This is a genomic window from Metabacillus rhizosphaerae, from assembly GCF_037201795.1.
Taxonomy (GTDB): domain Bacteria; phylum Bacillota; class Bacilli; order Bacillales; family Bacillaceae; genus Metabacillus; species Metabacillus rhizosphaerae.
Genome location: NZ_CP147403.1, coordinates 257603 through 281063, shown reverse-complemented (window position 1 = coordinate 281063; position 23461 = coordinate 257603). Strand labels below are relative to the sequence as shown.

At 35.8% G+C, this 23461-nt stretch carries 20 protein-coding genes; 18 read left to right on the top strand and 2 right to left on the bottom strand.

Features of this window, described 5'->3' with window-relative positions; all coding sequences use genetic code 11:
* Position 1 precedes the first annotated feature (1 nt).
* The 8 genes from WCV66_RS01420 (at position 2) to WCV66_RS01385 (ending at position 10117) form a co-directional block, all read left to right on the top strand.
* Positions 2–904, top strand: coding sequence for a carbohydrate ABC transporter permease (locus WCV66_RS01420; protein WP_066327781.1), 903 nt, complete (start codon positions 2–4; stop codon positions 902–904).
* Positions 905–977: 73 nt separating this feature from the next.
* Entirely contained in the window at positions 978–2564 is a 1587-nt protein-coding gene (locus WCV66_RS01415) for an extracellular solute-binding protein (RefSeq protein ID WP_338787727.1), read from the top strand.
* A 269-nt stretch (positions 2565–2833) separates the two neighbouring features.
* A complete protein-coding gene (locus WCV66_RS01410; protein WP_338787726.1) occupies positions 2834–5203 on the top strand; it encodes a glycoside hydrolase family 2 TIM barrel-domain containing protein in 2370 nt (789 codons plus the stop codon).
* 128 nt (positions 5204–5331) lie between these two features.
* A complete protein-coding gene (locus WCV66_RS01405) occupies positions 5332–6324 on the top strand; it encodes a glycoside hydrolase family 43 protein (RefSeq protein WP_338787725.1) in 993 nt (330 codons plus the stop codon).
* A 508-nt stretch (positions 6325–6832) separates the two neighbouring features.
* Entirely contained in the window at positions 6833–7366 is a 534-nt protein-coding gene (locus tag WCV66_RS01400) for a DUF1456 family protein (RefSeq protein WP_338787724.1), read from the top strand.
* 26 nt (positions 7367–7392) lie between these two features.
* The gene (locus WCV66_RS01395; RefSeq protein ID WP_338787723.1) at positions 7393–8100 is read left to right on the top strand and encodes a SprT family zinc-dependent metalloprotease; all 708 of its coding nucleotides are present in this window, start codon (positions 7393–7395) and stop codon (positions 8098–8100) included.
* Positions 8101–8337: 237 nt separating this feature from the next.
* Entirely contained in the window at positions 8338–9336 is a 999-nt protein-coding gene (gene bioB, locus WCV66_RS01390; protein ID WP_338787722.1) for a biotin synthase BioB, read from the top strand.
* A gap of 280 nt (positions 9337–9616) precedes the next feature.
* Positions 9617–10117, top strand: coding sequence for a hypothetical protein (locus WCV66_RS01385; RefSeq protein WP_338787721.1), 501 nt, complete (start codon positions 9617–9619; stop codon positions 10115–10117).
* Between the two features lie 117 nt (positions 10118–10234).
* Here WCV66_RS01385 and WCV66_RS01380 read toward each other — a convergent pair whose 3' ends face one another.
* A complete protein-coding gene (locus tag WCV66_RS01380; protein ID WP_338787720.1) occupies positions 10235–10756 on the bottom strand; it encodes a YpiB family protein in 522 nt (173 codons plus the stop codon).
* A 158-nt stretch (positions 10757–10914) separates the two neighbouring features.
* On the opposite strand from WCV66_RS01380, the gene WCV66_RS01375 reads away from it, so the two are divergent.
* Positions 10915–11523 (top strand): methyltransferase, encoded by a 609-nt coding sequence (locus tag WCV66_RS01375; protein ID WP_338787719.1) that lies wholly within the window; start codon positions 10915–10917, stop codon positions 11521–11523.
* Between the two features lie 85 nt (positions 11524–11608).
* Positions 11609–12955: a sodium-dependent transporter gene (locus WCV66_RS01370; RefSeq protein ID WP_338787718.1), complete on the top strand. Its 1347-nt coding sequence runs from the start codon at positions 11609–11611 to the stop codon at positions 12953–12955.
* A 130-nt stretch (positions 12956–13085) separates the two neighbouring features.
* On the opposite strand, the gene WCV66_RS01365 is transcribed toward WCV66_RS01370, so the two are convergent.
* Positions 13086–13439, bottom strand: a complete 354-nt coding sequence (locus WCV66_RS01365; RefSeq protein WP_338787717.1) for a hypothetical protein — start codon at positions 13437–13439, stop codon at positions 13086–13088.
* A gap of 216 nt (positions 13440–13655) precedes the next feature.
* Here WCV66_RS01365 and WCV66_RS01360 point away from each other — a divergent pair, with 216 nt between their 5' ends.
* The 8 genes from WCV66_RS01360 to WCV66_RS01325 all read left to right on the top strand — a co-directional run bounded on the left by WCV66_RS01360 (position 13656) and on the right by WCV66_RS01325 (position 23419).
* Complete coding sequence (locus WCV66_RS01360; RefSeq protein WP_413789652.1) at positions 13656–14273, top strand: DNA-3-methyladenine glycosylase; 618 nt, start codon at positions 13656–13658, stop codon at positions 14271–14273.
* 127 nt (positions 14274–14400) lie between these two features.
* Positions 14401–15786: a protoporphyrinogen oxidase gene (hemG, locus tag WCV66_RS01355; protein ID WP_338787716.1), complete on the top strand. Its 1386-nt coding sequence runs from the start codon at positions 14401–14403 to the stop codon at positions 15784–15786.
* Positions 15787–16130: 344 nt separating this feature from the next.
* Positions 16131–18770: an aminotransferase class III-fold pyridoxal phosphate-dependent enzyme gene (locus WCV66_RS01350; protein ID WP_338787715.1), complete on the top strand. Its 2640-nt coding sequence runs from the start codon at positions 16131–16133 to the stop codon at positions 18768–18770.
* Between the two features lie 23 nt (positions 18771–18793).
* Positions 18794–19960, top strand: a complete 1167-nt coding sequence (locus WCV66_RS01345) for a DUF3419 family protein (protein WP_338787714.1) — start codon at positions 18794–18796, stop codon at positions 19958–19960.
* Entirely contained in the window at positions 19957–21120 is a 1164-nt protein-coding gene (locus WCV66_RS01340; protein ID WP_338787713.1) for a Glu/Leu/Phe/Val family dehydrogenase, read from the top strand. The genes WCV66_RS01345 and WCV66_RS01340 overlap by 4 nt, the downstream gene beginning before the upstream one ends.
* Before the next feature lie 3 nt (positions 21121–21123).
* On the top strand, positions 21124–22344 hold the full coding sequence (locus WCV66_RS01335; RefSeq protein WP_338787712.1) for an MFS transporter: 1221 nt from the start codon (positions 21124–21126) through the stop codon (positions 22342–22344).
* 73 nt (positions 22345–22417) lie between these two features.
* Positions 22418–23008: a TetR/AcrR family transcriptional regulator gene (locus WCV66_RS01330; RefSeq protein ID WP_338787711.1), complete on the top strand. Its 591-nt coding sequence runs from the start codon at positions 22418–22420 to the stop codon at positions 23006–23008.
* Between the two features lie 36 nt (positions 23009–23044).
* On the top strand, positions 23045–23419 hold the full coding sequence (locus WCV66_RS01325) for a DUF5367 domain-containing protein (protein ID WP_338787710.1): 375 nt from the start codon (positions 23045–23047) through the stop codon (positions 23417–23419).
* Positions 23420–23461 lie beyond the last annotated feature (42 nt).

The following is a 23461-nucleotide window of genomic DNA, read 5'->3' as shown; positions in this document are numbered from 1 at the left end:
TATGGAAAATACAGCCAGACGGAATATAGATTTTTCTACTATTATTGTTCGTATTATTGGATATGGTTTTATTGGACTTTTTGCTCTATGTTGTTTATTGCCCTTTGTCTTAATTGTGTCGTCTTCCTTATCATCTGAGAAGGCGATTATGGAAAGCGGATTTGCTTTATGGCCGAAGGAGTTCTCTACATTTGCTTATGAAATTGTTTTTAGGAATCCAAAACTTGTTATTGGATCATATATGGTAACAATGGGGATTACGATTGTAGGGACTGCGCTAGGTTTATTTATTGTAGCGATGACAGGTTATGCCTTACAACGTTCTGACTTCTTATATCGTAATAAAATATCATTTTATATCTACTTTACAACACTTTTTTCAGGTGGACTTGTCCCGTTTTATCTTTTAGTCACGCAGTATCTCGATCTTAAAGATAATTACCTAGCAGTACTGCTACCAGGTTTGTTGAGTCCTTTTCTAATCATTATGATGAAGGCGTTTACAAAGTCAATTCCATATGAGATTACGGAATCGGCGAAGATGGATGGTGCGGGAGATTTCACGATCTTTTTAAGATTAATTCTACCAATGTCTACTCCAGCCTTGGCGACAATAGGACTATTCATTGCCTTAGGGTATTGGAATGAATGGTATAATTCAATGCTTTTCCTTTCACCTAATATGGAATATAGACCGTTGCAGTTGTTTCTTTATAACGTTATCACAAGTGCTGATTTCATAAGAAACTCGGCTGCGGCTTCCAATGTAGCACCACAAGAAATACCATTGGAAACCATGAAAATGGCAACAGCCGTTGTGGCTACCGGTCCGGTTATTCTATTTTATCCATTTATACAAAAGTACTTTATTCAAGGGATTACAATTGGAGCAGTTAAGGGCTAATGGAATATGAGTGAGGAATCTTCCTTGTTTCATAGATGTAAGGAATGAAAACAGATAAAGGGGAGGAAGTAAAATGTTGAAGATGAGAAAGTTTTTGGTACTATTCTTAGTTATGTTGTTGTCATTTACTCTTGTGGCCTGCAATGGATCCAGCAAAACAAGTTCCGAAAACTCTAAATCAGATCCAAGTACAAAGGTAAAAGAAAATGGGGAAATTGATACTTCTGAATTTGTCACAATAACCATGATGACGTTGGGAGATAAACCAACCAATGGACAATTAGAAAAAGTAATGGAACAAGTAAATGCGAAATTAAAAGAAAAAGCAAACGCTCATCTTGAAATAAAATGGATTGAATGGGCGGATTATATGACAAAGTATAATTTAACACTAGCTTCTGGTGAACCTGTTGATTTAATTATCACAGCAACTGACTGGCTAGATGCTTGGGGAAATGCACAAAAAGGTGCATTCATGGATATCACTGAACTTCTACCAACATATGCACCACAGACATGGGGAGAAGTTTCCGAAGAAAATTGGGAGCAAACAAAATACGAGGACAAAATTGTCATGATTCCTGAGGACTCTTTTACTCAATGGGTTAACCACGGCTTTTTCTATCGCACAGATTGGGCAAAAGAGTTTGGAATCACTGAACCTATTAAGGATTTTGAAACATTAGGTGAATACTTCCAAGGTATCGTTGATAACAAGCCGGGTGTAATTCCTTGGGATACACCAGGAACAAACGTTACAACAGCGTGGGGATATACAACTTCTTATTCAGATGCGATTGAACTTCCAATCGCTACAGGAGTATTCCCAATTTACTGGGCTCAATCTTATGATGAAGCTTATAACGTTATGAGTCCTGTGTTCGAGGATACTTTTGTAGACTATGCAAAACTTATGAAGGATTGGGCAGATAAAGGTTACTGGCGTGCTGACGTATTAAACTATAAAGGAGACACTCGAGCTTTATTCCAAGCAGGAAAGACAGGTGCTGACCAGCATCATACGGAAACATTCTCAGGCTTACGTACACAAATGGACTTGAAGCAACCAGGCTCAGAAATCGATATGTTTGCTTGGTCTGATACACGTGACAACTTAATTTCTATGTCAGTTACTCACGGTGCTACTGCTGTTGGAGCGCATAGTGAAAACCCAGAGCGTGCCTTAATGGTATACGATCTACTTCGTAACGATGAGGAAATTTACAAATTATTCAACTACGGTATTGAAGGGGTACAATACGAGATTGCAGACGGCAAACGTGTTCGTCCTGAAGGGTATGATGAGACAAAAGATTCATTCGCTAGTAACTTCTGGGGTGGTCGTGTAGACAAGTTCGAAATCCCAAGCTCTGACAAATGGGAAGGGATTTCTGAGATGTACGCAGAGTACGATAAAATTAAGAAGCCGTATCCTTATGGCAGATTTGTTTTTGATAGTACACCTGTAGAAGCTGAACTTGCTGCTCTATCACAAGTGACTGCACAAATGGTACCAGCGATTGCATTCGGTAAAGCAGGCGATCCAGAAAAGGCTGTTAAAGATTTACGTAATAGATTAGAAGCAGCAGGCTATGAGAAGGTTTTAAAAGAAATTCAAAAACAAATGGATGAATATAAAAAGCTTGTAGAAGAAAATTAATCAGAGATTACATGTAAGTTAGAAAAGCTCAGGGCGCCTTGATCAGCCCCGACAATCATATGACGCAAATGAATAGAAGACGCTCTTGTCTTCGATTCATTTGTGGCTTATGATCTGGAGGGGCTAGGCGCTGGAGCTAGACACCAAAACTAAGTACAAAAACTTTTACTTTCTTACCTTGTGAAAAGAGGGCTATCAACATAATGATAGCCCTTTACCTATCATTCTTTTAATTCGTTTTATTAATAAATAAGGGGTGTAAGCTGAATATGGAAAAAGTCATAACTCAAGAATGGGATCTGTCTGTTAAAAGTAGAAAGTTTAACTTTGATTGGAAATTCTTAAAGGATGATAATCCTGATGCATTTAAAATTCAGTTTGATGATTCAGATTGGCGTTCATTAGACTTGCCACATGATTGGAGTATTGAGGGTGCTTTTAAGCAGGAATATGCAAGTTCAACAGGGTATTTGCCAGGAGGAATTGGTTGGTATCGGAAGAATTTTATTATACCTGATAGCATTAAGGGAAAGAAAATAGTTATTCAATTCGACGGAATTTATAAAAATAGTGAAGTATGGATAAATGAACAATATCTGGGTAAAAGACCCTATGGATACAGCTCATTTCAGTATGACTTAACCCCATTTTTAAATTTCGAAACACAAGAAAATGTGATTGCTGTGAAGGTAGATCACTCAGATTTTGCTGATTCTCGTTGGTACCCTGGATCGGGTATTTATCGAAATGTATTTATTAATTTGACTGATCATGTCTATATCAAGCCCTATGGGATATTTGTCACAACTCCGAACATTTCAACATCAGAAGCAGAAATCCAAATTCAAACAACTGTGAAAAATGAATATAATATCGAAGCTAATTTCCAAATTGAACATCAAATTAAAGATGCTACTGGTAAAGAATTAATCGCTTGTTCATCTGTGGAGACAATTACAGCAAATGATGAACAGGACTTTTCTCATTCTATTTTCCTTGAACAGCCTAATCTCTGGTCACCGGAAAATCCGTATTTATATTGTGTTGAAACGAAGGTGATAAAAGATGGTGAAGTGATAGATTTAGAGATTACTCCACTTGGTGTTCGATCTTTTCATTTCGATGTAGACTCAGGATTTTATCTTAATGGGAAGAATATCAAAATGAAAGGTGTATGTATCCATCATGATGCAGGGTGTCTCGGAGCGGCTGTTCCTGAGAAGGTCTGGCATAGACGTTTGCAACTATTAAAGGAAGCAGGTGTAAATGCGATAAGAATGAGCCATAATCCGCCTGCACCAGAGCTACTAGATATGTGTGATTCTTATGGGTTTTTAGTTCAGGATGAAGCGTTTGATGAGTGGGAATTTCCTAAGAATAAGTGGGTAGAGGGCTGGAATAAAGGTGAACCATCACTTGATGGTTACGCTTCGGACTTTTCTGAGTGGGCAGAGATCGATTTGAGGGATATGGTTTTAAGAGACAGGAACCACCCGTCAATTGTTTTCTGGAGTATTGGCAATGAAATTGATTATCCAAATGACCCTTATTCACATCCAGTACTTGAAGATCGTTACAAAACTGACAAACCCGAAGCGAAGGGAATGGGTGATATTGCAAAAAGGTTGGTGAGTGTTGTAAAGCAATATGATCCATCGCGACCTGTTACAGCAGCTCTAGCTAGTGTCATTATGTCAAATGAAACGGAATTTCCAGATGCACTTGATGTGGTTGGATATAACTATCAAGAATTTCTTTATCCTGAAGACCATAAAAAATACCCAAATAGAGTGATTTACGGAAGTGAAAACGGAAGGCATCACGATGCATGGTTGGCTGTCGAACAGAATGACTTCATATCAGGACAATTTATTTGGACTGGGATTGACTATTTGGGAGAAGCCCGTGGATGGCCTGTTCGTCACGCAACACCTGGAATGCTCGATCTTGCTGGTTTCAAAAAACCTTTATACTTCTTTAAACAAAGTCAATGGTCAGAAAAAGATATGGTCCATTTAGGCATGACTTCTATTAAGAAAAAAAATCCTGATCAAATTTATTGGGACCACGAAGTCGACTGCGAGTGGAAAGGAAATGAAGGAGAAATTGTAAGGGTGGCTTGTTGTACAAATTGCCCTGAAGTGGACTTACTGTTAAATGGTGAATCAGTTGGTGTCAAAAAATATGAAGACTTCCCAAGTGGAACGATCTATTGGGACATTCCATACTCTGAGGGTACTTTAAAGGCAGTAGGAAAAAGAAACGGAAACATTTGTTGCACACATGAATTAAAGACAGCTGGTGAGCCTACTAAATTACAATTACACTCGGATACAATAACGCTTAAAGCTGACAAACAGGATGTAGCACATGTAGAAGTAAATATCCTTGATCAAGATAATAATCTTGTCTATGATGCAGATAACCAAATTGATTGTGTTATTGAGGGGCCAGGTGAAATTATAGGAATTGAATGCAGTAACCCTGCTAGCCATCAGGATTATAAAGCAACCTACAGAAAGGCCTACCACGGGAAATTATTAATTTATGTGAGGACTACAGATCAGCCTGGGACCATTACATTAAAGACATCTTCTGTTGGGTTGGAAAGTTCATTTATAGTAATAAAGGTTAAATAAAGCCAAAACAGAATCATAAAGCCCTCGGGTACCAATCTAACCAAATTGGTACCCGGAGTTTTTTATAAGTAACATGCATCCAAACATTCGCAAAGTTTTATTTTAAAAAATTGTAAGGAGATGCTTAAATGCCATATAACAATGCGTCTGATACATCTAATCCTACGGACAGGCACCGCCTAAGAGATATTCCCGCTCATGACCCGTTTGTCTTGTCACATAAAGAAACAAATACCTACTATTTATATACAACTGGAATTCCAGAATTAACAGATCTAGAGAGAAATGGAGTACTAGTTTATAAAAGTAAAGATTTACTAGATTGGGAAGGACCTTATGTTGTTTTTGAGATTCCTGATGGAACGTGGGCACATCCACAGCATGGCACATGGGCACCAGAGGTTCACCAATACGATGGGAAATATTATTTGTTCGTTACTCTTCATAACAGAGATACGATACTGGCAGAACCACCAGAGGTTTGGAAAACTAATCATCTTCGTGGTACAAGCATTGCAGTATCTGATTCGCCAGAGGGGCCGTTTGAACTGCTAAAAACGGATGGGCCAGTACCACCGAGAAACTTCATGACATTAGACGGAACCTTATATGTGGATGAGGGTGGAAAGCCATGGATGGTCTATTGTCATGAATGGATTCAAGTATTAGATGGTACTTTTGAGGCTATTCCACTTAAATCTGATTTGTCTGCAGCAGATGGTGAACCACAACATCTTTTTAAAGCTTCGGATGCTCCATGGATCAATACTGAACGAAAGCCAAATGTGAAGCATTCAGCTTACGTATCTGATGGGTGTCAATTGTATAAAACAAAAGGTGGTCACCTTGTTATGCTCTGGTCAAGTTATAACAATGAAGGATATGTCCAAACGATTGCTAGATCAAGGTCTGGTAAGCTAGCGGGACCTTGGGAACAACTGGATCCGTTAGTTGAAGGTGATAGTGGACACGGTATGCTGTTCAAAACATTTGAAGGTACTTGGATGCTTATTCTTCATCATCCATTCAGCACACCTGAATCTCGAGCGAAGGTTTATGAAGTAGAGGAAACTGAGGATAGCTTTAAGGTTATTAAACCTAGAGTTGATCTACATGATTAAATAAATATTAGGATTGAGGGACAAATGGACAGATAGATTATCCTGTCTCTTAAGCAGACATGGGCAGTGTTTTTGAGAAATCAAAAAACTGCTTTTTCTTCGTTTCAGGAAATTATAAAATTCTTGAACCGTGGATACGCGCACGACATCCAGCGCCTACCCCCCTCTAGGGTCTAGATAATTTAGAATTGAAGTCAAAGAACGCCTTCTATTCTAAATCAACTTATTTGCCTGAGGTTGAACAAGGCGCTTGCGCTTTTATTCTTTTCATATAAGTGTTACAAATATTAATTAAGGTAAAACTATAAAACATGTCTTTAAAGTGTTAAACTTTTAATTTGATAAGCATTGGCTTAAAAGTGGTAGTTTTTTGTATTGTTAACGTCGTTGGAGATACAATATTAAGGCATATTTTTCGATTGCAAAATTATTTAACATGATAACTGTTGTGATTTGAAGTATTTTGGAGAATATGCTTTGACTGCTGTGTAAATTGGAGGGTTAAAAGATGGATATGAATAATAATGATATCTTAATTCGATTAAGATATGCTCTAGATATAAAAAATACAGATATGGTAGAGATATTTAAACTTGGTGGAATTGAACTAACTAAAGAAGAAATGCTTAAGATGCTCGTAAAATCAAAGGACAGTTACCATGATGAAGTTGACTATGATGGTGATATAGATGAAGACGAAGAGAATATAAAATGCGATAATTATATGTTAGAGTCATTTTTAAATGGCCTTATAATATTTAAAAGAGGAAAACAAGAATCAAAACCAGGGCAACCTGAAAGACCTGCAATGTCGATAAAGAATAATGCAAGTGTCAATAATGTATTGCTAAAGAAATTGAAAATAGCACTAGCATTAACAAGTGAAGATATGCTTGATCTATTAGAAGAAGCAGGAGTCTTTATAACAAAAGGTGAATTGAGCGCTTTATTAAGAAAAGAAGGACATAAGAATTATAAAGTGTGCGGAGATAGATATGCTAGGAATTTCTTAAAAGGATTAGCTATAAAATATAGGGGATAAATCATTAGGATACTCTAGGTGATTACATGATACATACACACTCAGGTGAGGAAATTAATTTTGATATAAAATACAAAAAGCGGACATCCATGGGCATTTATATAGATCCTTTTGGGAATGTAGAAGTCCAGGCTCCTAAAGGGACACCTGTTGAAAGTGTGCTTCAATTATTAGAAGAGAAGTGGGATTGGATTCAGCAAAAGTCTAAAGAAATGAAGGATAGAGCGCTTGGACCAAATGTTAAGGTCTACGATCATGGTGAAAGCTTCCTTTATTTAGGGAACGCATATCCCATACAGATCTATCTAGATATAAATATTAAGCAAGACCATGTGGTGTTTGAAGGGGATAAGTTACATATTTATGTGAAGCAAGTTGAGGATGAAAAAATAAAACAAGCGCTAAAACGATTTTATTATCAGCAGTGTAAAGCGTTAGTAGAGAAAAGTGTTCAGTCCTTTCAAAGCAACTTTAAAATAAAACCACGTTCTATCCGCATTTCTGATAATAAACGAACCTGGGGAACCTGTGATTCAAAGCTACAGTTAACCTTTAATTGGAGGTTGGCAATGGCACCACAAAGGGTGATCGATTACGTTGTCGTTCACGAAATGTGTCATATGGTCCATCTAAATCACGATAGATCCTTTTGGCGCCTTGTAGGAAAAATAATCCCAGATTATAAGGAACAGGAAAACTGGTTAGCGTTATCAAGTTGGAAAATGACTGTTTAGCAGTAGGAGAGTTCTTTTCTCATTAAAATTGAGTCAGCAATGTGTTAACTGCTTATAGAAAAAGAATTATTTACCCCTAAACTTAATAAAGAACAACAAAGGTCCTTGAAGGGCCTTTTTGTGAGACTAGAGTAAAATTATTGTATTCAAAATCCTCCCACAATTGCAGTTTATATGTTAACTTATTATATATTAAGGTTAACATATAAGAGTGCCTATGAAAAAGGAGAGGGTATTATGAATTGGTTGCAGTTAGCACAAGAGGTTGTTGGGGGAAAAGTCATTAGTGATCAAGAGGCAATTAGCATATTGAATTGTGATGACGATGAATTACTAGTTTTGTTAAACGGTGCTTTCCATATTCGTAAGCACTATTTTGGAAAGAAAGTTAAATTAAATATGATCATCAATGCTAAGAGTGGCTATTGTCCGGAAGACTGCGGATATTGTTCACAATCATCAATTTCTACTGCCGAAATTGAAAAATATCCATTTATTACGAAAGAAGAAATTTTAGAAGGTGCAAAGATAGCGTTTGAAAATAAAGTAGGTACATATTGTATCGTTGCTAGTGGTAGAGGACCTACTAGAAAAGGCGTGAATGTGGTAAGTGAAGCAGTCGAAGAAATTAAGGATAAATATGGTCTGAAAGTGTGCGCTTGCTTAGGGATCCTAAAGGAAGAGCAAGCAGCTCAATTAAAACAAGCAGGAGTAGATCGTTACAATCATAACTTAAACACTTCTGAGCGCCATCATTCCTATATTACAACCTCACACACTTATAAGGACAGGGTAAATACAGTTGAAATTGCCAAAAAACATGGCATTTCACCGTGTTCAGGAGCCATAATTGGAATGAAGGAAACGAAGGAAGATGTAATCGACATTGCCCGTGCCCTTCGCCAACTTGATGCTGATTCAATACCGATAAACTTCTTACACGCAATCGACGGAACAAAGCTAGAGGGTGTAAATGAATTAAATCCTAGATATTGTTTAAAGGTGCTAGCATTATTTCGTTATATCAATCCTACTAAGGAAATCCGTATTTCTGGGGGACGGGAGGTTAACTTAGGCAGCTTACAGCCTTTAGGGTTATATGCCGCTAATAGTGTTTTCTTAGGAAACTATCTAACTACTCAAGGGCAGGAGTCTAATCAGGATCATAAGATGTTAAGCGATTTAGGGTTTGAGATTGAATTGGTAGAAAAGCAGGAAGGGGTATTTTCCCTTTGAAGAGTAATAATATAAGTAAGAACATTCTAGAGAAATAGTGTATGTGGAGTGTATCACGCAACACATTTTTAATTCTTGACTCGGTTTTTGTGAAAAAAACCGGGTCTTTTGTCTATTCCTTGGGACAGCAATCTTTATTCTAATTCCTAACATTGCTTGTAAAATTCATACGAAATAGTATGTAACTGGTGTATCTTTCATTCATTAATACATATCCGTCCATAATTGGCAGGGTAAATGCTCTTTTTTGTCGAAATAATTCGTGAAGGGAGAGTATTTTATGGTTGAAGTCAAATCAGTAAAAATAGATGGAGAGTGTATCCATGTTTTTAATAGTGCGATATATATCTTTGAGACAAGTACGGGATATACTTTGGAATTGGGTATAATCGTGAGTGAAATTGTTGTAAATAAATTTAAACATGAAGAGAATTTAATTTTAGAGATAGAATTACTAGATGGTAGAGTGATAAATACAATTATGCATTTACAAGACTTGTCTGGAGGATTACCTCGGCTTAATTTATATTGTGAACTGAATGAGTTTGAAGAATATCAGGATTTCTTAATGGTTAACGAAGATCATTTAATGTTTCCAAACATAGAAGAGGGCATCACACTTGAGGAGATAAGAAAATATGAAATGCCCGATGAAAAAGTAACCTTAAAAATGAAGCTACCAATCGTTCAAGTTGAATGGATAAAAAAGCAAAAGAACGCGGATTTAACTGAAATTTTCAAAGAAGCTATCTATGATTATTGGAAAAAACATAATAATTAGATAGTGATTTTTCCTACATTCTAAAACTAGACAGCTTTTCATTACAAAAAACTGGTTGCATCTATGGGTGAACTTAGAGATCTTAAGTGCACCCTTCTCTAATGTAATCAACAAATTTTAATTAGTAATTTCCTTCAACTTCCCTACTAAAGCTTTAAACAGCTCTTCATCTCGATCATCCAATGCTTTATTAATCTGACTTTTAAGTAAAGCAATTTCAACAACAATATCAGTTGCTTTTGCATCTTTTTCAGATTGCTCATATTGTTTAATAGACTGTAGTCTTCGTGTTTCAACTAATTCTTTAAAGCGGTAATTAGCTTGTTTTCCAAAGAAGTGGAGGATGAGATTGACTTTGTCTGTAGGGTTATTAATTAAGGATCCCAATGCCTTAGAGACTTCTTCTGTTTTCATGTTATTAGCATAAAACAGAAAGCCGGCTTCATCTGAACTTATACTTGATATTATAATGGTTCGTTCAGTTGGATGAACCGTCTCGATAAAGGATAGATTCTTGAGGATATGGTGATTATTTTGAATGTATTCTATGAGCCTTCGTGCTTCTTTATTCTTTAGTTGATGATGATTTAAAAACCATTTGAGAAAATCGCCTTTTTTAGTGGTTGATACCCAGTTCATTAAATCCCACCTTTTACCTTCTAGTAATATTTCTTTCTATCATAACATTTTGCTTAGCATTTAACATATCGAGTTTGATAAGTTTCTTTATGATTAAAATAACTTTACGTTTATAATAAAGTTTATAGAAAATAGGTAATTACATTTAGGAGTGCAAAATGAAAGAACTATTTTATGATAAACTGCTAAACATAAAGACAGGTGGAGATCAAAAGGGGTTCAATAAGTCTTTCCATTATCATCGATATGAGCCAACACCATATAGTGCCCTGCAACATTTGCTTCACCATTATGAATTAAAAAGCAGTGATCGGATTGTTGACTTTGGGTGTGGAAAAGGAAGGCTAAACTTCTTTATCAATTATTTGATTAATACAACAGTTATAGGGATAGAAATGAATGAGGATTTTTATATGGAAGCGGTTGAAAATCTTACTCGTTATTTAAAGAAAACGAAAAAGAGTGCCGATAAAGTTCATTTTCATTGTTGTTTAGCAGAAGAGTATCAGATTGATCCATTTGACAACCGATTTTACTTCTTTAATCCCTTTTCGATCCAAATTTTTATGAAAGTCATTAAGAATATATTGATTTCTGTGGAAAATACGGAGCGAGAAATAGAGCTAATTTTATATTATGTGTCAAAAGAATATATCTTTTTTTTAGAAAACCACAGCTCTTTTGAATTAAAAAAGGAAGTCAAGCTGCCAGGATTATATGAACATAATCCTAATGAAAGATTTTTAATCTATCGATTGGTTCGGTAAGTGAATAATTTGATTCGCTTCGTATATGGCGACAAAAATCAACAAATTCCGGGGGGTGACAGGCACCCAACAAAAGGAGGAAATCATGGAAAACAAACAACGAGAGCAATGGTCATCCAAAATAGGCTTTATCCTTTCCTCTGCTGGAGCTGCAATTGGCCTTGGCGCAATTTGGAAGTTCCCTTATGTTGCAGGGATGAATGGAGGGGCTGCTTTTTTCTTAGTCTTTCTCGCCTTTACAGTCCTTATCGGGCTACCGATGCTTATTTCAGAGTTTATTATTGGACGAGGGGCGAAGCGGGAGGCAATTTCTGCGTATAAAATATTAGCACCGAAGGGCCAGTGGGATAAAATCGGTAAGCTTGGTGTGATTGGCTGTTTTTTATTGCTATCATTTTATTGTGTTGTTGGTGGATGGGTTTTAATTTATAGTTTTCTTTCCATTACTGGTCAAGTGATTCATAGCGGGGCAAATTATCCCGAGCTCTTTGGAAGGATTACAAGCTCACCAAGTATAACTCTTCTTGGATTAGCTCTTTATTTACTAATCAATATTGTTGTTCTTACGTTTGGGATAAAAAATGGTATTGAAAAAGCAAGTAAGTATATGATGCCGTTATTATTTATCTTTTTTATCGTCCTTGTTATTAGATCTCTTACATTGGATGGTGCTATGGAGGGTGTACAATTCTTTTTAAATCCTGACTTCTCAAGCATAACAGGTGAGGGTATTTTGTATGCATTGGGTCAATCATTTTTCGCATTGGCAGTTGGATTTTCATGTATGGTTACTTACAGTTCCTATTTAGATAAAACAGTAAGTATTCCGTCCTCTGCAGGCTCAGTCGTCCTTATGAATATTTTTGTGTCATTGCTTGCAGGATTAGCAATATTTCCAGCTGTCTTTGCGCTTGGGCTTGAGCCTACTGAGGGACCTGGGCTGTTATTTATCGTTCTACCAACAGTATTTTCTCAAATTCCATTTGGAGAGTTCTTTTTAAGCTTGTTCTTACTACTTTTCTTATTTGCAACTTTAACATCTTCGTTCAGTTTACTAGAAATTATCGTATCCGCTTTTACAGAAGGCGGAAAACGCTCAAGAAGGAATGTTTCATGGGTAGCTGGTTTAGTTGTTTTTATTGCTGGAATCCCAGCTGCTTTATCAATGGGCGTCCTTGGTGAGTTTCAGATTTTCGGTAAAACAGTTTTTGATGCAACTGATTACCTTGTTAGTAATATTATGTTGCCGCTGGGCAACTTACTAATTGCGTTGTTTATATCATTTAAAATGAATAAAACAATCGTTGAGCAAGAATTTAGATTGGAAAATTCATACTCACCTTTATTGTTCGCTACTTGGAGATTTTTAATGAAATGGATTGTCCCGTTTACAATAATCATTGTTTACCTTCATACACTAGGTGTGATATAAAAAGGATTCGATTTTCAATGGGTATATGAATGATATAGAAGAATTCCTATAAAATTAATTTGGCTTCATACAGGACTTAACGGTAGGTTCTATATGAAGCCTTTTTATTTGGTGCTTGTGCTTTTGTTCATTAACTCTTTGAAAGCTTCCATGCCGGAATAAGGGAATGGAAACGAAAGAGAGAGCTGACAGCTACATGAATGATGACATAGATTAATAGTGTTAATGAATAAGTGAAAAGCCACACAGTAAAGCCTTCATTTAAAAATAAAAACAGCAGTAGCATTCCAACGGGGAAGGGTGTAAGGATAATGAGCCACATTGGTGCACGTAATTTTTCTGCAGTAGCACCTAAAATAACCACACTAGCTCCAATTATTAGAGCTTGCCATATTAATAAGCCCTTAGACAGGAACAGATCCCCTAGAACATAAGAAAGACTTGTTAGCAAAATTGCTGCAACGAAACTACTAAAATATTTCAATTTAGCCTTTACCCCCTAATCTTAAATCTCAACATGCTATTATTATTTTATTATGAATACAAAATAATTGTATAGGATTTTGTGTAAAATATAGGGAAATGGGGTGTAATCCCCCGCTAAGGTTACCTGCAATCTGACTAATCCTAGATAGAGTGTATAAGGGAAAGCTGTCCTTTTCTATACCTATAAAAATACTTACAATCAATCTTAATGAACATGAAAGGGGATAAAAAGGATTTGAATATAGAACCTTTTTTAAAGCCTTTACCACAAGCATTTTATAACCAACCAACATTAGAATTGGCTCAAATGCTACTCGGATGTTTACTAGTGAAAGAAACAAAGGATGGTATTGCATCTGGAATGATTGTTGAAACAGAAGCTTATAAGGGGCCTGAAGACCGTGCTGCTCATAGCTTTGGGAATAGAAGAACAAAAAGAACGGAAATAATGTTCGGGGAGCCTGGATATGTGTATACATATGTCATGCACACTCATTGTCTCGTTAATGTCGTGAGTGGACGTGTGGGGAAACCAGAAGCGGTGCTAATCAGAGCGGTGGAACCGTACTCAGGAATTGAGCTTATGAATAAAAGACGGCCTGTAACAGATCAAAAAAACCTTACCAATGGGCCTGGAAAACTTACTAAGGCATTAGGAATTGGAATGGAAGACTATGGACACCCAATTTTTAAGCCACCTTTATATCTTGCTGAGGGATCTAAGTCTGAAGGAATATCTTGTGGAAAGAGAATTGGAATTAATAATTCAGGTGAGGCAAAAGATTATCCTTGGCGTTACTGGATATCAGGAAACAAATTTGTGTCTAAATAAGACTTAATTAAACGTTTGTTTAATGTGATTAAAGTCAGTTAATATGTATCAAAAATCACTGAATGGAAGGTGGAATATGGTACACTTTAAATGATTTAAATTGGATTGTAAATAGAGGTGTGCATAGGTGAAAACAGTAATAGTCATTGGTGGCGGTATTACAGGATTATCTACGATGTATGAATTGTATAAATGGAAAAAAGCGAATCAATCGGATATGAGGCTTATTCTTGCAGAAGCATCTGCAGAGCTTGGTGGGAAAATTCGTACAGTAAAAAATAGTGGTTTTGTGATAGAAGCGGGAGCGGATTCAATTGTAACTCGGAAAGCGAATACGATGACATTTATTGAAGAACTCGGTTTGCAGAGTGAAGTCGTATACAATGCTACAGGCCGTTCGTTTATATATACAGAAGGTGAATTAAAGCAGATTCCTACTGACGCAGTTTTCGGAATTCCAGCAAGTGTTGAGTCGTTAGCGAAAAGCACACTTGTTTCTGCAGAAGGAAAAGTTGAGGCCTTGAAAGATCTTTATACAAAAAATGAGACGTTCACCAAAGATGATTCTGTTGGAGCGTTTCTAGAACATTTTCTCGGAAAGGAATTAGTGGAAAAACAAATTGCACCAGTTCTCTCCGGTGTTTATTCTGGGAAACTAAGCGACTTAACACTTGCTTCAACATTGCCATATCTGCTTGAGTATAAAGACAAATACGGTAGTATTATAAGGGGTTTAGAAGCGAACAAGGAGAAATTCCAGATCGGTGGAGAAAGGAAGTTTCTTTCTTTTAGAAGCGGTTTAGATACACTTGTTAATGCATTTGAAAATAAGCTTGGGGATGTTGAAATTTTAAAGAACACCAAAGTAAGTGAAATTGAAAAAGAGAATAACAGGTATAAGGTTTCTTTTGCGAATCAGGAAGTGATTGAAGCAGATCATGTGGTATTGAGTATACCCCATACAGCTGCGGGGGAAATTCTCAATGATAAAGAAATCATAGGGGAGTTAGTCAAACTAAAAAGTAGCTCATTGATCAGTGTTTATGTGGGATTTGATGTTCCTGATTCACTACTTCCAACAGAAGGAACTGGGTTTATTACTGCAAGCAATAATGAGTTGTCATGTAACGCATGTACATGGACAAGCAGGAAATGGGAGCATACGTCAGAAAGTAAAAATTTGCTTGTAAGGCTGTTTTATAAAAGTAGTCATCCGGCATTTCAAGCTTTACAAAAAATGAATAAGGAAGAAATTCTTCAAGCTGCACTGAGCGATATTAAAAAAGGCCTTGGTATTTCAGCTGAACTGATTACAAGTGAAATAACAAATTGGTCAGATCAGATGCCTAATTATCGAATTACTCATTCGAAAAGTGTGGAAGCGATCGAAAGTAAACTTGCTACAGCTTATCCAGGAATTATAATTGCTGGTTGCTCCTACTACGGTGTAGGCATCCCAGACTGTATTGAAAATGGAAAAAATACTGCGCGAAAGATCATCGCATTACTATAATTTAAGGCTATGTTAAAAACTGATTGTTGTTTTTTGCACTTTGTTGATTTGAGCGGAATCAACAACCAAGTTTTACAGAGCCTAACGTAAAAAAGCAGGACAGTTTATGTAGGACTGTTCTGTTTTTTATTACGTAGATTCAAGCATCAGAAACTTCGACAAATATCAACAAAAACTGGGTAGTGACAGGCACTACGCTTGACCTACAATTTTAATAACCAATTAGTAAAAAATAGTACGTTTTGCACAATACAATCGCGGATATTCTAAGTAGAATGGATATGTGTTGGGAGTGAAGTAAAAATTTTACAGGTTTGTTAATTTACTGAGAAAGGAAAATAAATGTGGAATATTTAAATCCTTCTGTTAACAAGATTATGGGCCTATTTCATTTGAATAAAGTTTTTACAAAAGGGGAGAGCTACTACATATTTGATGTAAAACAAAGATATACAGATTTCATCGCGCAATATGGCGCACTTCCTCTAGGTTATAATCATGAAGAAATTTGGCAAAGTATAACCCAATTTAAAGAAAATAAAACTCCGAGCCTTTGCCAGCCTTCACTTCCATTGGTAACTCAAGAGTTAGCTAGTCAACTAACTAACTTATTTCCTGGTGATTTAAACATATGTACTTTTGCCCAAAGCGGAGCAGAGTCGATTGAAGCAGCTATAAAGTTAGCTCGAGCAAAAACAAAGAAAGAAAAAATTCTGTCTTGTCATAAAGGTTTTCATGGCAAGACACTAGGTGCACTTTCTGCAACTGGTCAAGCACAATATCAAGAGCCATTTTTTATTCAGCAAGATGTGTTTTTAAAGATTCCATATAATGATCTTCTAGCACTCCAGGAGGCTCTTGAACGACATAGTGAGGAAATAGCTGCATTTATTGTTGAACCTATACAGGGAGAAGGCGGCGTAAGGATTCCTCATAAACAATATCTCTCTAAGGCTATTGAATTATGCAGACAATATGATGTATTAGTGATAGTAGATGAAATTCAGACCGGTTTAGGCAGACTAGGGAATTGGTCTGTTACGACTGAGGAAAACTTATTGCCGGACATGGTAACCCTATCAAAAGCATTAGGGGGAGGCCTTGTTCCAATATCAGTATGTATTAGCCGTTCTTCCATTTGGACAGAAGATTTTGGATTTAACCATAGTTCCACATTTGCAAATAATAATTTCACCTCTAGTGTGAGTTTATCTTTTATCAATTATTTGAAAAAAAATGATGAATTATTTACAGAAGTAAAACAAAAGGGCTCGTATTTCAAAGCGAAACTGGAGGACATACATAAGAAATGGCCTGGTGTAATTCGCGAGGTGCGCGGTAATGGCTTGATGCTTGCCGTTGAATTTGAAGTAATTGATGCTGGTGACTCATTTGAGATCGCAAATATGACAAGTGCTGGGGGAATCGGATATTTACTAAGTGGCTATTTGTTAAATGTTCATCAAATACGGGTGATGCCATTTTTAAATGACTCTCTTACAATTCGAATTCAGCCACCGCTAATCATCAATAAACAAGAGATTGATCGATTTATAGAAGTATTTAACGAATTATGTGAGATTTTATACAGACGAGATTTTTATTTAATTTATCGCTATACAACTGGTGATTATAGAAAGCCTGAGTTCATTAAAGATTACCGTCACTATTATTCACCAATTATATCATCCTTATTAGATGAAAATGATAAGCCAAAGACTTCCTTTGCCTTCTTATGTCACTATCCTTCACCACAAGACTTAGTAACTAATACACCATCTTTTGAAAGGTTTTCAGATCATGAGCTCAGTAAAATATTTGAATGGCAGGCAGACTACTCTGGAGCCGGGGTACTATGTCATATGCCATCAGTTCGTACACCTGCAGGAGGCTATGCAGAGGGGTGGTTGATAGGTCTAACCTATGGAGGAAAAGAGATTTTAGAAAGACCAAGGAATGAAGTAGTAACTGCAATAAAAAAAGGCATTAAATTGGCAAAAGAACTCGGTGCCAATGTTGTTGGTTTAGGAGCATATACCTCAATAGTTACTCGTGGTGGCTATGATCTACTTGACCAAAATATTACGTTAACAACCGGAAATACATTAACGATTATTACTGCCGTTGAAGCATTGATTGAATCTGCCAAAAAAAAGGGGCATGACATTAATACAGCCAAAATAGGAATTTTAGGTGCAAATGGTTCAATTGGAAAAAAATGTGCGATGATTTTAGCTCAAACAACTTCAAATATAACGTTGATCGGTAGAAATAGTAACCCTACTAAAAATATCGAAAGACTAAAACAGTTAGCCAACCTTATTTACGTGCATGCGTTATGCATATATGAGGAAGATGAAGGGGTTCGTAAGGAAGTTTTGTCAACGCTTGAGCTAATGAAAGGTAAAAATCAATTCAATAATACCCCTTCAACAACAGCAATAGAACAAGTACTCATGCAAAAGAATCCTGGTGAAGAGATTGAGTCTATTAATGTGATTGATGAAATAGAGGAGGTTTACAAGTTTTTAAAACTACAACCACCAATTCATTATAGCGTAGAGATAAAAAATGAGATTAGTAATTTAGACATGATGATTACAGCAACAAGCTCGATGGAGGAAATAATTCCTGTTGATCAGATAAAATATGGGGCTATTATTTGTGATGTATCACGTCCAGCTAATGTAGGACCATTAGTTAAAGAGCTAAGGAAAGATGTGCTAGTGATTGAAGGTGGCCTTGTCCAATACCCTGAACCTATTTCATTTGGGCAAAATCTAGGATATAAGCCTGGTGTGAATTTAGCTTGTTTATCTGAAACAATGCTATTAGCTCTAGAAAATGAGAAGAAGAACTTTGGGATAGGTGGAAGAATCACAATGGAGGATATCTACTATATACAGAAAATTGCTAAAAAACATCAGTTTACGTTAGCAGAATTAGATAGTTTAGATCTAAGCACAGAAATGGTGAAGGTTTAAAATGGAAGGAGATCTTAAATCTAATGTCAATTCAGACGAATCATTCTCTTAAACCAGACCAGATTACATGGACTGAAGAAAAAATGGAAAATAGCATCTATCGTGATCAATGGTTGCTTTACACAACTAGTGATGAGGACTCGGAGTCAGAATTAAAGGCTTTACAAATTAAACCAAGTGACACAGTAGTATCAATCACTGGAAGTGGATGCCGGAGTCTATCTTTATTAGTTGATGGTCCTAAAAAATTAATATCTGTTGATGCAAATCCGAATCAAAACTTTCTTTTGGAATTAAAGATAGCGGCAATAAAGGAACTTGATCATGATGAGTGTTTATCCTTTTTAGGCATTAAACAAAGTGGAGTTTCTAGAAAAGAAGTATTTTACACCTTGCAACATCATCTTTCACCCCCTGCTCAAAAATTTTGGCAAACACATCTTTCAAAGATTGAAGAAGGAATTATCTTTTTAGGTAAGCACGAAATGTTTTATAAAAAATATTTAGGTTCACTTATATTTCGTGTGAAAAGGCCCCAATTTGAAAAACTATTAGAATGTGAAAGTATTGAAGAACAAAGAAAATTTTACGAAGAGAAATGGAATACCCCCTTTTGGAGATGGTTAGTTCGAACATGTAGTAAAAAGAAATTTTTTGAAATATTTTTGGGAGATCCAAGTTATTTTAACCAAGTAGAGGATGGTTTTTCTATAGGGGATTATATGCTATCTCGTTTTGATCAATCATTTAAGGAACATTTAGTTAGAGATAATCATTTTATGACTTTTTTATTTTGTAGCAAATATATGAATGAGGAAGCACTGCCAGTATATATACAAAAGAAACATTATGAAACGATCAAAAAAAACATAGATTGTGTTGAGATTGTGACAGATAGAATCGATCAATTTTTAACACAATGTCCAAATGGTGTATTGGATAAATATTCACTTTCAGATATTTCAGGATGGATTCCCAAAGAGGAGTTTGAAAAAATCCTATTCCATGTTGAACGTACGATGAGAAATAATGGGATTGTATGCTTTAGAAATTTCCTTGCCAAAAGGGATATACCTGTATCTAAGTTTCCTAGTCTATCAATTCAAAATGAAATGATGGAAAGATTAAATAAAGAGGATTGTGCTTTTGCCTTTACGTTTCAAGTAGCAAAAAAGGAGGTCATCCAATGAAAGCACAATATGAAATAGAACTGTTTGATCCTCAAAACAATACAAGAGCTTTTATTGTTATTGATAGGCTTATTGGTGGGCTGGCTGCCGGTGGTATTAGAATGAGTCCAAATGTAACAATGGATGAAATTCGAAGTTTGGCAGAAATAATGACTTATAAACATAGCATGATGGATATTCCTTTAGGTGGAGCTAAAATAGGTATTGTTGGTGATCCAAATTCAAATCATAAACTGGAGAAAATAACAGCATTTGCTAAAATGGCAGAACCTCTTTTACGTTCCATGCTTTTAGTTGGTGAAGATATGGGGATGACGAGTTCGGATGTGAAGCATGTTTATAAAAGCATTCAGTTTGACCCTAGCTCGCTTGTTATTGATCAGTTAAGTGAAAAAGGAATTGATATTAAATTACCAGAGGGAAAATCAATTGATGATTTATTAAGTGAAGAATTTATGGATTACTTAGCAGGATTTGGCTTAGTAGAGGCCATCGATGAATCAACAGACTTCTTACATTTAAATCTTCAAACTGTAAAAGTAGCAGTACAAGGGTTTGGAACAGTTGGTAATGGAATTATTCGCTTGCTTGCAGCAAAGGGTGTAAAAATATGTGCAATAAGTGACATAATTGGGACGGTTTATTCTGAAAATGGTTTTAGTTTTGAGGATTTAGAAAATGCTAGAACAGATAATGGCTTGATTCGTCGTGATCATTTGAAGCATTATACATTTTTAGAACCAAATGATATTTTAACTTTACCAGTCGATATCTTAATACCTGCAGCAGTATCTAACGTAATTACAGAAAAAAATGCAAATCAAATAAAAGCAAAATTAATTGTGGAAGGCTCAAATATGCCAACAACAAAGGAAGCAGATTATATATTAAAAAACAACCAGATTACAGTATTACCAGACTTTATAGTGAATTCTGGTTCCGCAACTGGTTTTGGTTTATTAATTACAGCTCAAGCTAATGTTGAGAATGTTCTTGATGAGTGTTCAAAACGGATTAGACAAAAGGTTAAACATCTTTTAGTGGAAAGTGTTAGGAAGGACAAAACAACTAGAGAGATAGCAATGGAAACGGCTACTACTAACTTACAGCAAATCATTGATGCGGAAAGAGAAAAAAATACAACCAAAGCGAGTAGATAAACGATGGAAAAGACTATGGGATTTTTACAAAAAGTCTATCTTTGGGTGATTGGTCTAAGTGTTTTCTTTGTTATGCAGGATGGAACATTACTTTATGTTTTGTTGCCTATCATTCAGACAGATCTTCAAATAGAAATGTCTCATACTATTTGGATTATGAATGGGTATATATTACCTTTTGCTTTATTAATGCCGTTAGTAGGAGTACTGTCTCAACGAATTGCTAATCAACGACTTTTCTTTTTGGGTATATTGTTGTTTTGCTTTGGCTCTTTGTGTGGAGCATTGAGTCCCTCTTTTATATACCTGTTAATTGCACGTATTATTCAAGGAATTGGCTCATCAATCATAGTTCCGATTAGCCTTGTACTCATGCTAAATCAGAGTAAAAAAGAGGACTATACAAAGGTAATTGGAATATGGGGAGCACTTAGTGCATTAGCTGCGTCAGCCGGGCCAATTTTGGGTGGAATCATAGGACAATTTGGACACTGGAAAGTCATTTTTTTCGTAAACTTAATTGTCTTTTTAATCATTCTCATTTGTTCAATCAGCATGCAAAAGCACTCTGATTCAGAATTGTTGGGAACGCTTGATTTTAAAGTTGTATTGAAACGGTCAATTTTACTGTTTACTATGCTTTTAAATTTCGGAGTAGGATTTATATTAAATAGTATTTTATACGTTGAACCATTTATTTTATCCAACTTTATTGATTCGACTTTTGGTATTGCTATCGGTGTGGTTCCTTTATGTATAAGTATTATTTTAGCAGCTGTTTTGATCAGAAGGCTGGAGAAACGATTTTCATTATTAAACCTGGCGATAGCAGGGATGGCCTTCTTACTTTGTGGTTTGCTGTTTATCATCCTATCTGCGAGCTTTAATTTATTAGCAATAGCGTTAGCTAACTTGTTTGTTGGATTAGGGTTAGGGCTCATTATCATAAGTAGTACATCACAGGCAATGATAGAGATGGAAATAAAGTATCATAGCTTTGTGTCATCCATGATAAATATGTCACGCCTTCTTGGAGCAGTGATAGGAAGTACAATTTCTTCACAGGTTTACAACCATTTTGCGTTAAGCGACGTGAAACACGGTGCAAATACCTTTTATACTTCCTTACTACTTCCGGCGGCGGTGATTATGCTGATTCTCATTTACCAGGCATATTGGCAACGTAAAAATAAATCCTTTAATAATATCCAGGAAGAGATGTAAAAATGAGTAGGATAAACTTTTAATAGAAAAAGGATTATTTCGGGCTTTAAGGAAATGAAGGGGAGAAATAGATATGGCTAAACCAAATGTTGTAACGAAAGAAGAATTAATCGAAGCTGCGAAGCGTTGTATCGTTGAAAAGGGAATTCAAAATGTAACATTAAAATCTGTTGCAGAAGTAGCAGGAATTTCTCAAGGTACAGTCTATTACCATTTTCGAAGCAAGGATCAATTGATGATGGAGATTGTAAAGGATATAAGCACAACTTCTTGGAATAAATTGGATAGTCTTGCTAAACAAAAAGAAAAAAGTAAAGAAGATTGGATGGAAAACGCACTAAATTCAGCTCAAGATCGAATCACAAAGGATAGTTACTATCATAAGTTGTTTTTGTCTTTAGCAGTTACTGGATTTAATAATGAACTGATGCGAGAAGAATTGGGAAACCTATTAAGTTATGAGAACCATGTCTTAAAACAACAAATAAACACATTTATAGGAGATTCAACTCTACATGGGGTATCCACTGAGGTTTGGAGTGTATTACTTAACGCCTTATTTGACGGTTTAGCCATTCAAGCTTTAATGCGCGAAGATACAGATTTTGATGGTGTTTTTCGTGATTTGCAATTTTTAATAAAGAATCTATTGGATAAATCATAGTATATGTAAACGAAAAATAATAGAGGAGTGTTCTTCATGTTTTTTCTGTTATGGGGACTATTAGTTTGGCTTGGAGCGACATTGATTTTTAGATTTGGTGGTCAATTCTTTTTTCTACATGATCAACCAATGCTAATGATTATGTCATATATTTTGGTTGTACCATTAATTCTTGTATTAACATTGCCAATATACAAGTGGAAAAAGGTTACAGCGAGTCAAAGAATAAAGGCTGCGATCTTTATTGCCCTACCTGGTATGCTGATTGATTCTATTGTTCTTATTTATTTCCAAGACATATTTACGAATCTTAGTCCTGATACGGATAAATTTTTTGCTTCATGGTTGCTTTGGGCATACTCACTAATTTTATTATCTGGTTTTATTGGTAATCGTAATGAGTTAGAATAGCCAGAATCTACACTAGTGGAATATCAGAAGGAATAAAAAATA

What these genes read in the sequence shown, in the direction of transcription:
- WCV66_RS01420 (WP_066327781.1), top strand. Translation starts at nt 2, where the DNA reads ATGGAAAATACAGCCAGACGGAATATAGATTTTTCTACTATTATTGTT.
- WCV66_RS01415 (WP_338787727.1), top strand. Translation starts at nt 978, where the DNA reads ATGTTGAAGATGAGAAAGTTTTTGGTACTATTCTTAGTTATGTTGTTG.
- WCV66_RS01410 (WP_338787726.1), top strand. Translation starts at nt 2,834, where the DNA reads ATGGAAAAAGTCATAACTCAAGAATGGGATCTGTCTGTTAAAAGTAGA.
- WCV66_RS01405 (WP_338787725.1), top strand. Translation starts at nt 5,332, where the DNA reads ATGCCATATAACAATGCGTCTGATACATCTAATCCTACGGACAGGCAC.
- WCV66_RS01400 (WP_338787724.1), top strand. Translation starts at nt 6,833, where the DNA reads ATGGATATGAATAATAATGATATCTTAATTCGATTAAGATATGCTCTA.
- WCV66_RS01395 (WP_338787723.1), top strand. Translation starts at nt 7,393, where the DNA reads ATGATACATACACACTCAGGTGAGGAAATTAATTTTGATATAAAATAC.
- bioB (WP_338787722.1), top strand. Translation starts at nt 8,338, where the DNA reads ATGAATTGGTTGCAGTTAGCACAAGAGGTTGTTGGGGGAAAAGTCATT.
- WCV66_RS01385 (WP_338787721.1), top strand. Translation starts at nt 9,617, where the DNA reads ATGGTTGAAGTCAAATCAGTAAAAATAGATGGAGAGTGTATCCATGTT.
- WCV66_RS01380 (WP_338787720.1), bottom strand. Translation starts at nt 10,756, where the DNA reads ATGAACTGGGTATCAACCACTAAAAAAGGCGATTTTCTCAAATGGTTT.
- WCV66_RS01375 (WP_338787719.1), top strand. Translation starts at nt 10,915, where the DNA reads ATGAAAGAACTATTTTATGATAAACTGCTAAACATAAAGACAGGTGGA.
- WCV66_RS01370 (WP_338787718.1), top strand. Translation starts at nt 11,609, where the DNA reads ATGGAAAACAAACAACGAGAGCAATGGTCATCCAAAATAGGCTTTATC.
- WCV66_RS01360 (WP_413789652.1), top strand. Translation starts at nt 13,656, where the DNA reads ATGAAAGGGGATAAAAAGGATTTGAATATAGAACCTTTTTTAAAGCCT.
- WCV66_RS01345 (WP_338787714.1), top strand. Translation starts at nt 18,794, where the DNA reads ATGTCAATTCAGACGAATCATTCTCTTAAACCAGACCAGATTACATGG.
- WCV66_RS01340 (WP_338787713.1), top strand. Translation starts at nt 19,957, where the DNA reads ATGAAAGCACAATATGAAATAGAACTGTTTGATCCTCAAAACAATACA.
- WCV66_RS01335 (WP_338787712.1), top strand. Translation starts at nt 21,124, where the DNA reads ATGGAAAAGACTATGGGATTTTTACAAAAAGTCTATCTTTGGGTGATT.
- WCV66_RS01330 (WP_338787711.1), top strand. Translation starts at nt 22,418, where the DNA reads ATGGCTAAACCAAATGTTGTAACGAAAGAAGAATTAATCGAAGCTGCG.
- WCV66_RS01325 (WP_338787710.1), top strand. Translation starts at nt 23,045, where the DNA reads ATGTTTTTTCTGTTATGGGGACTATTAGTTTGGCTTGGAGCGACATTG.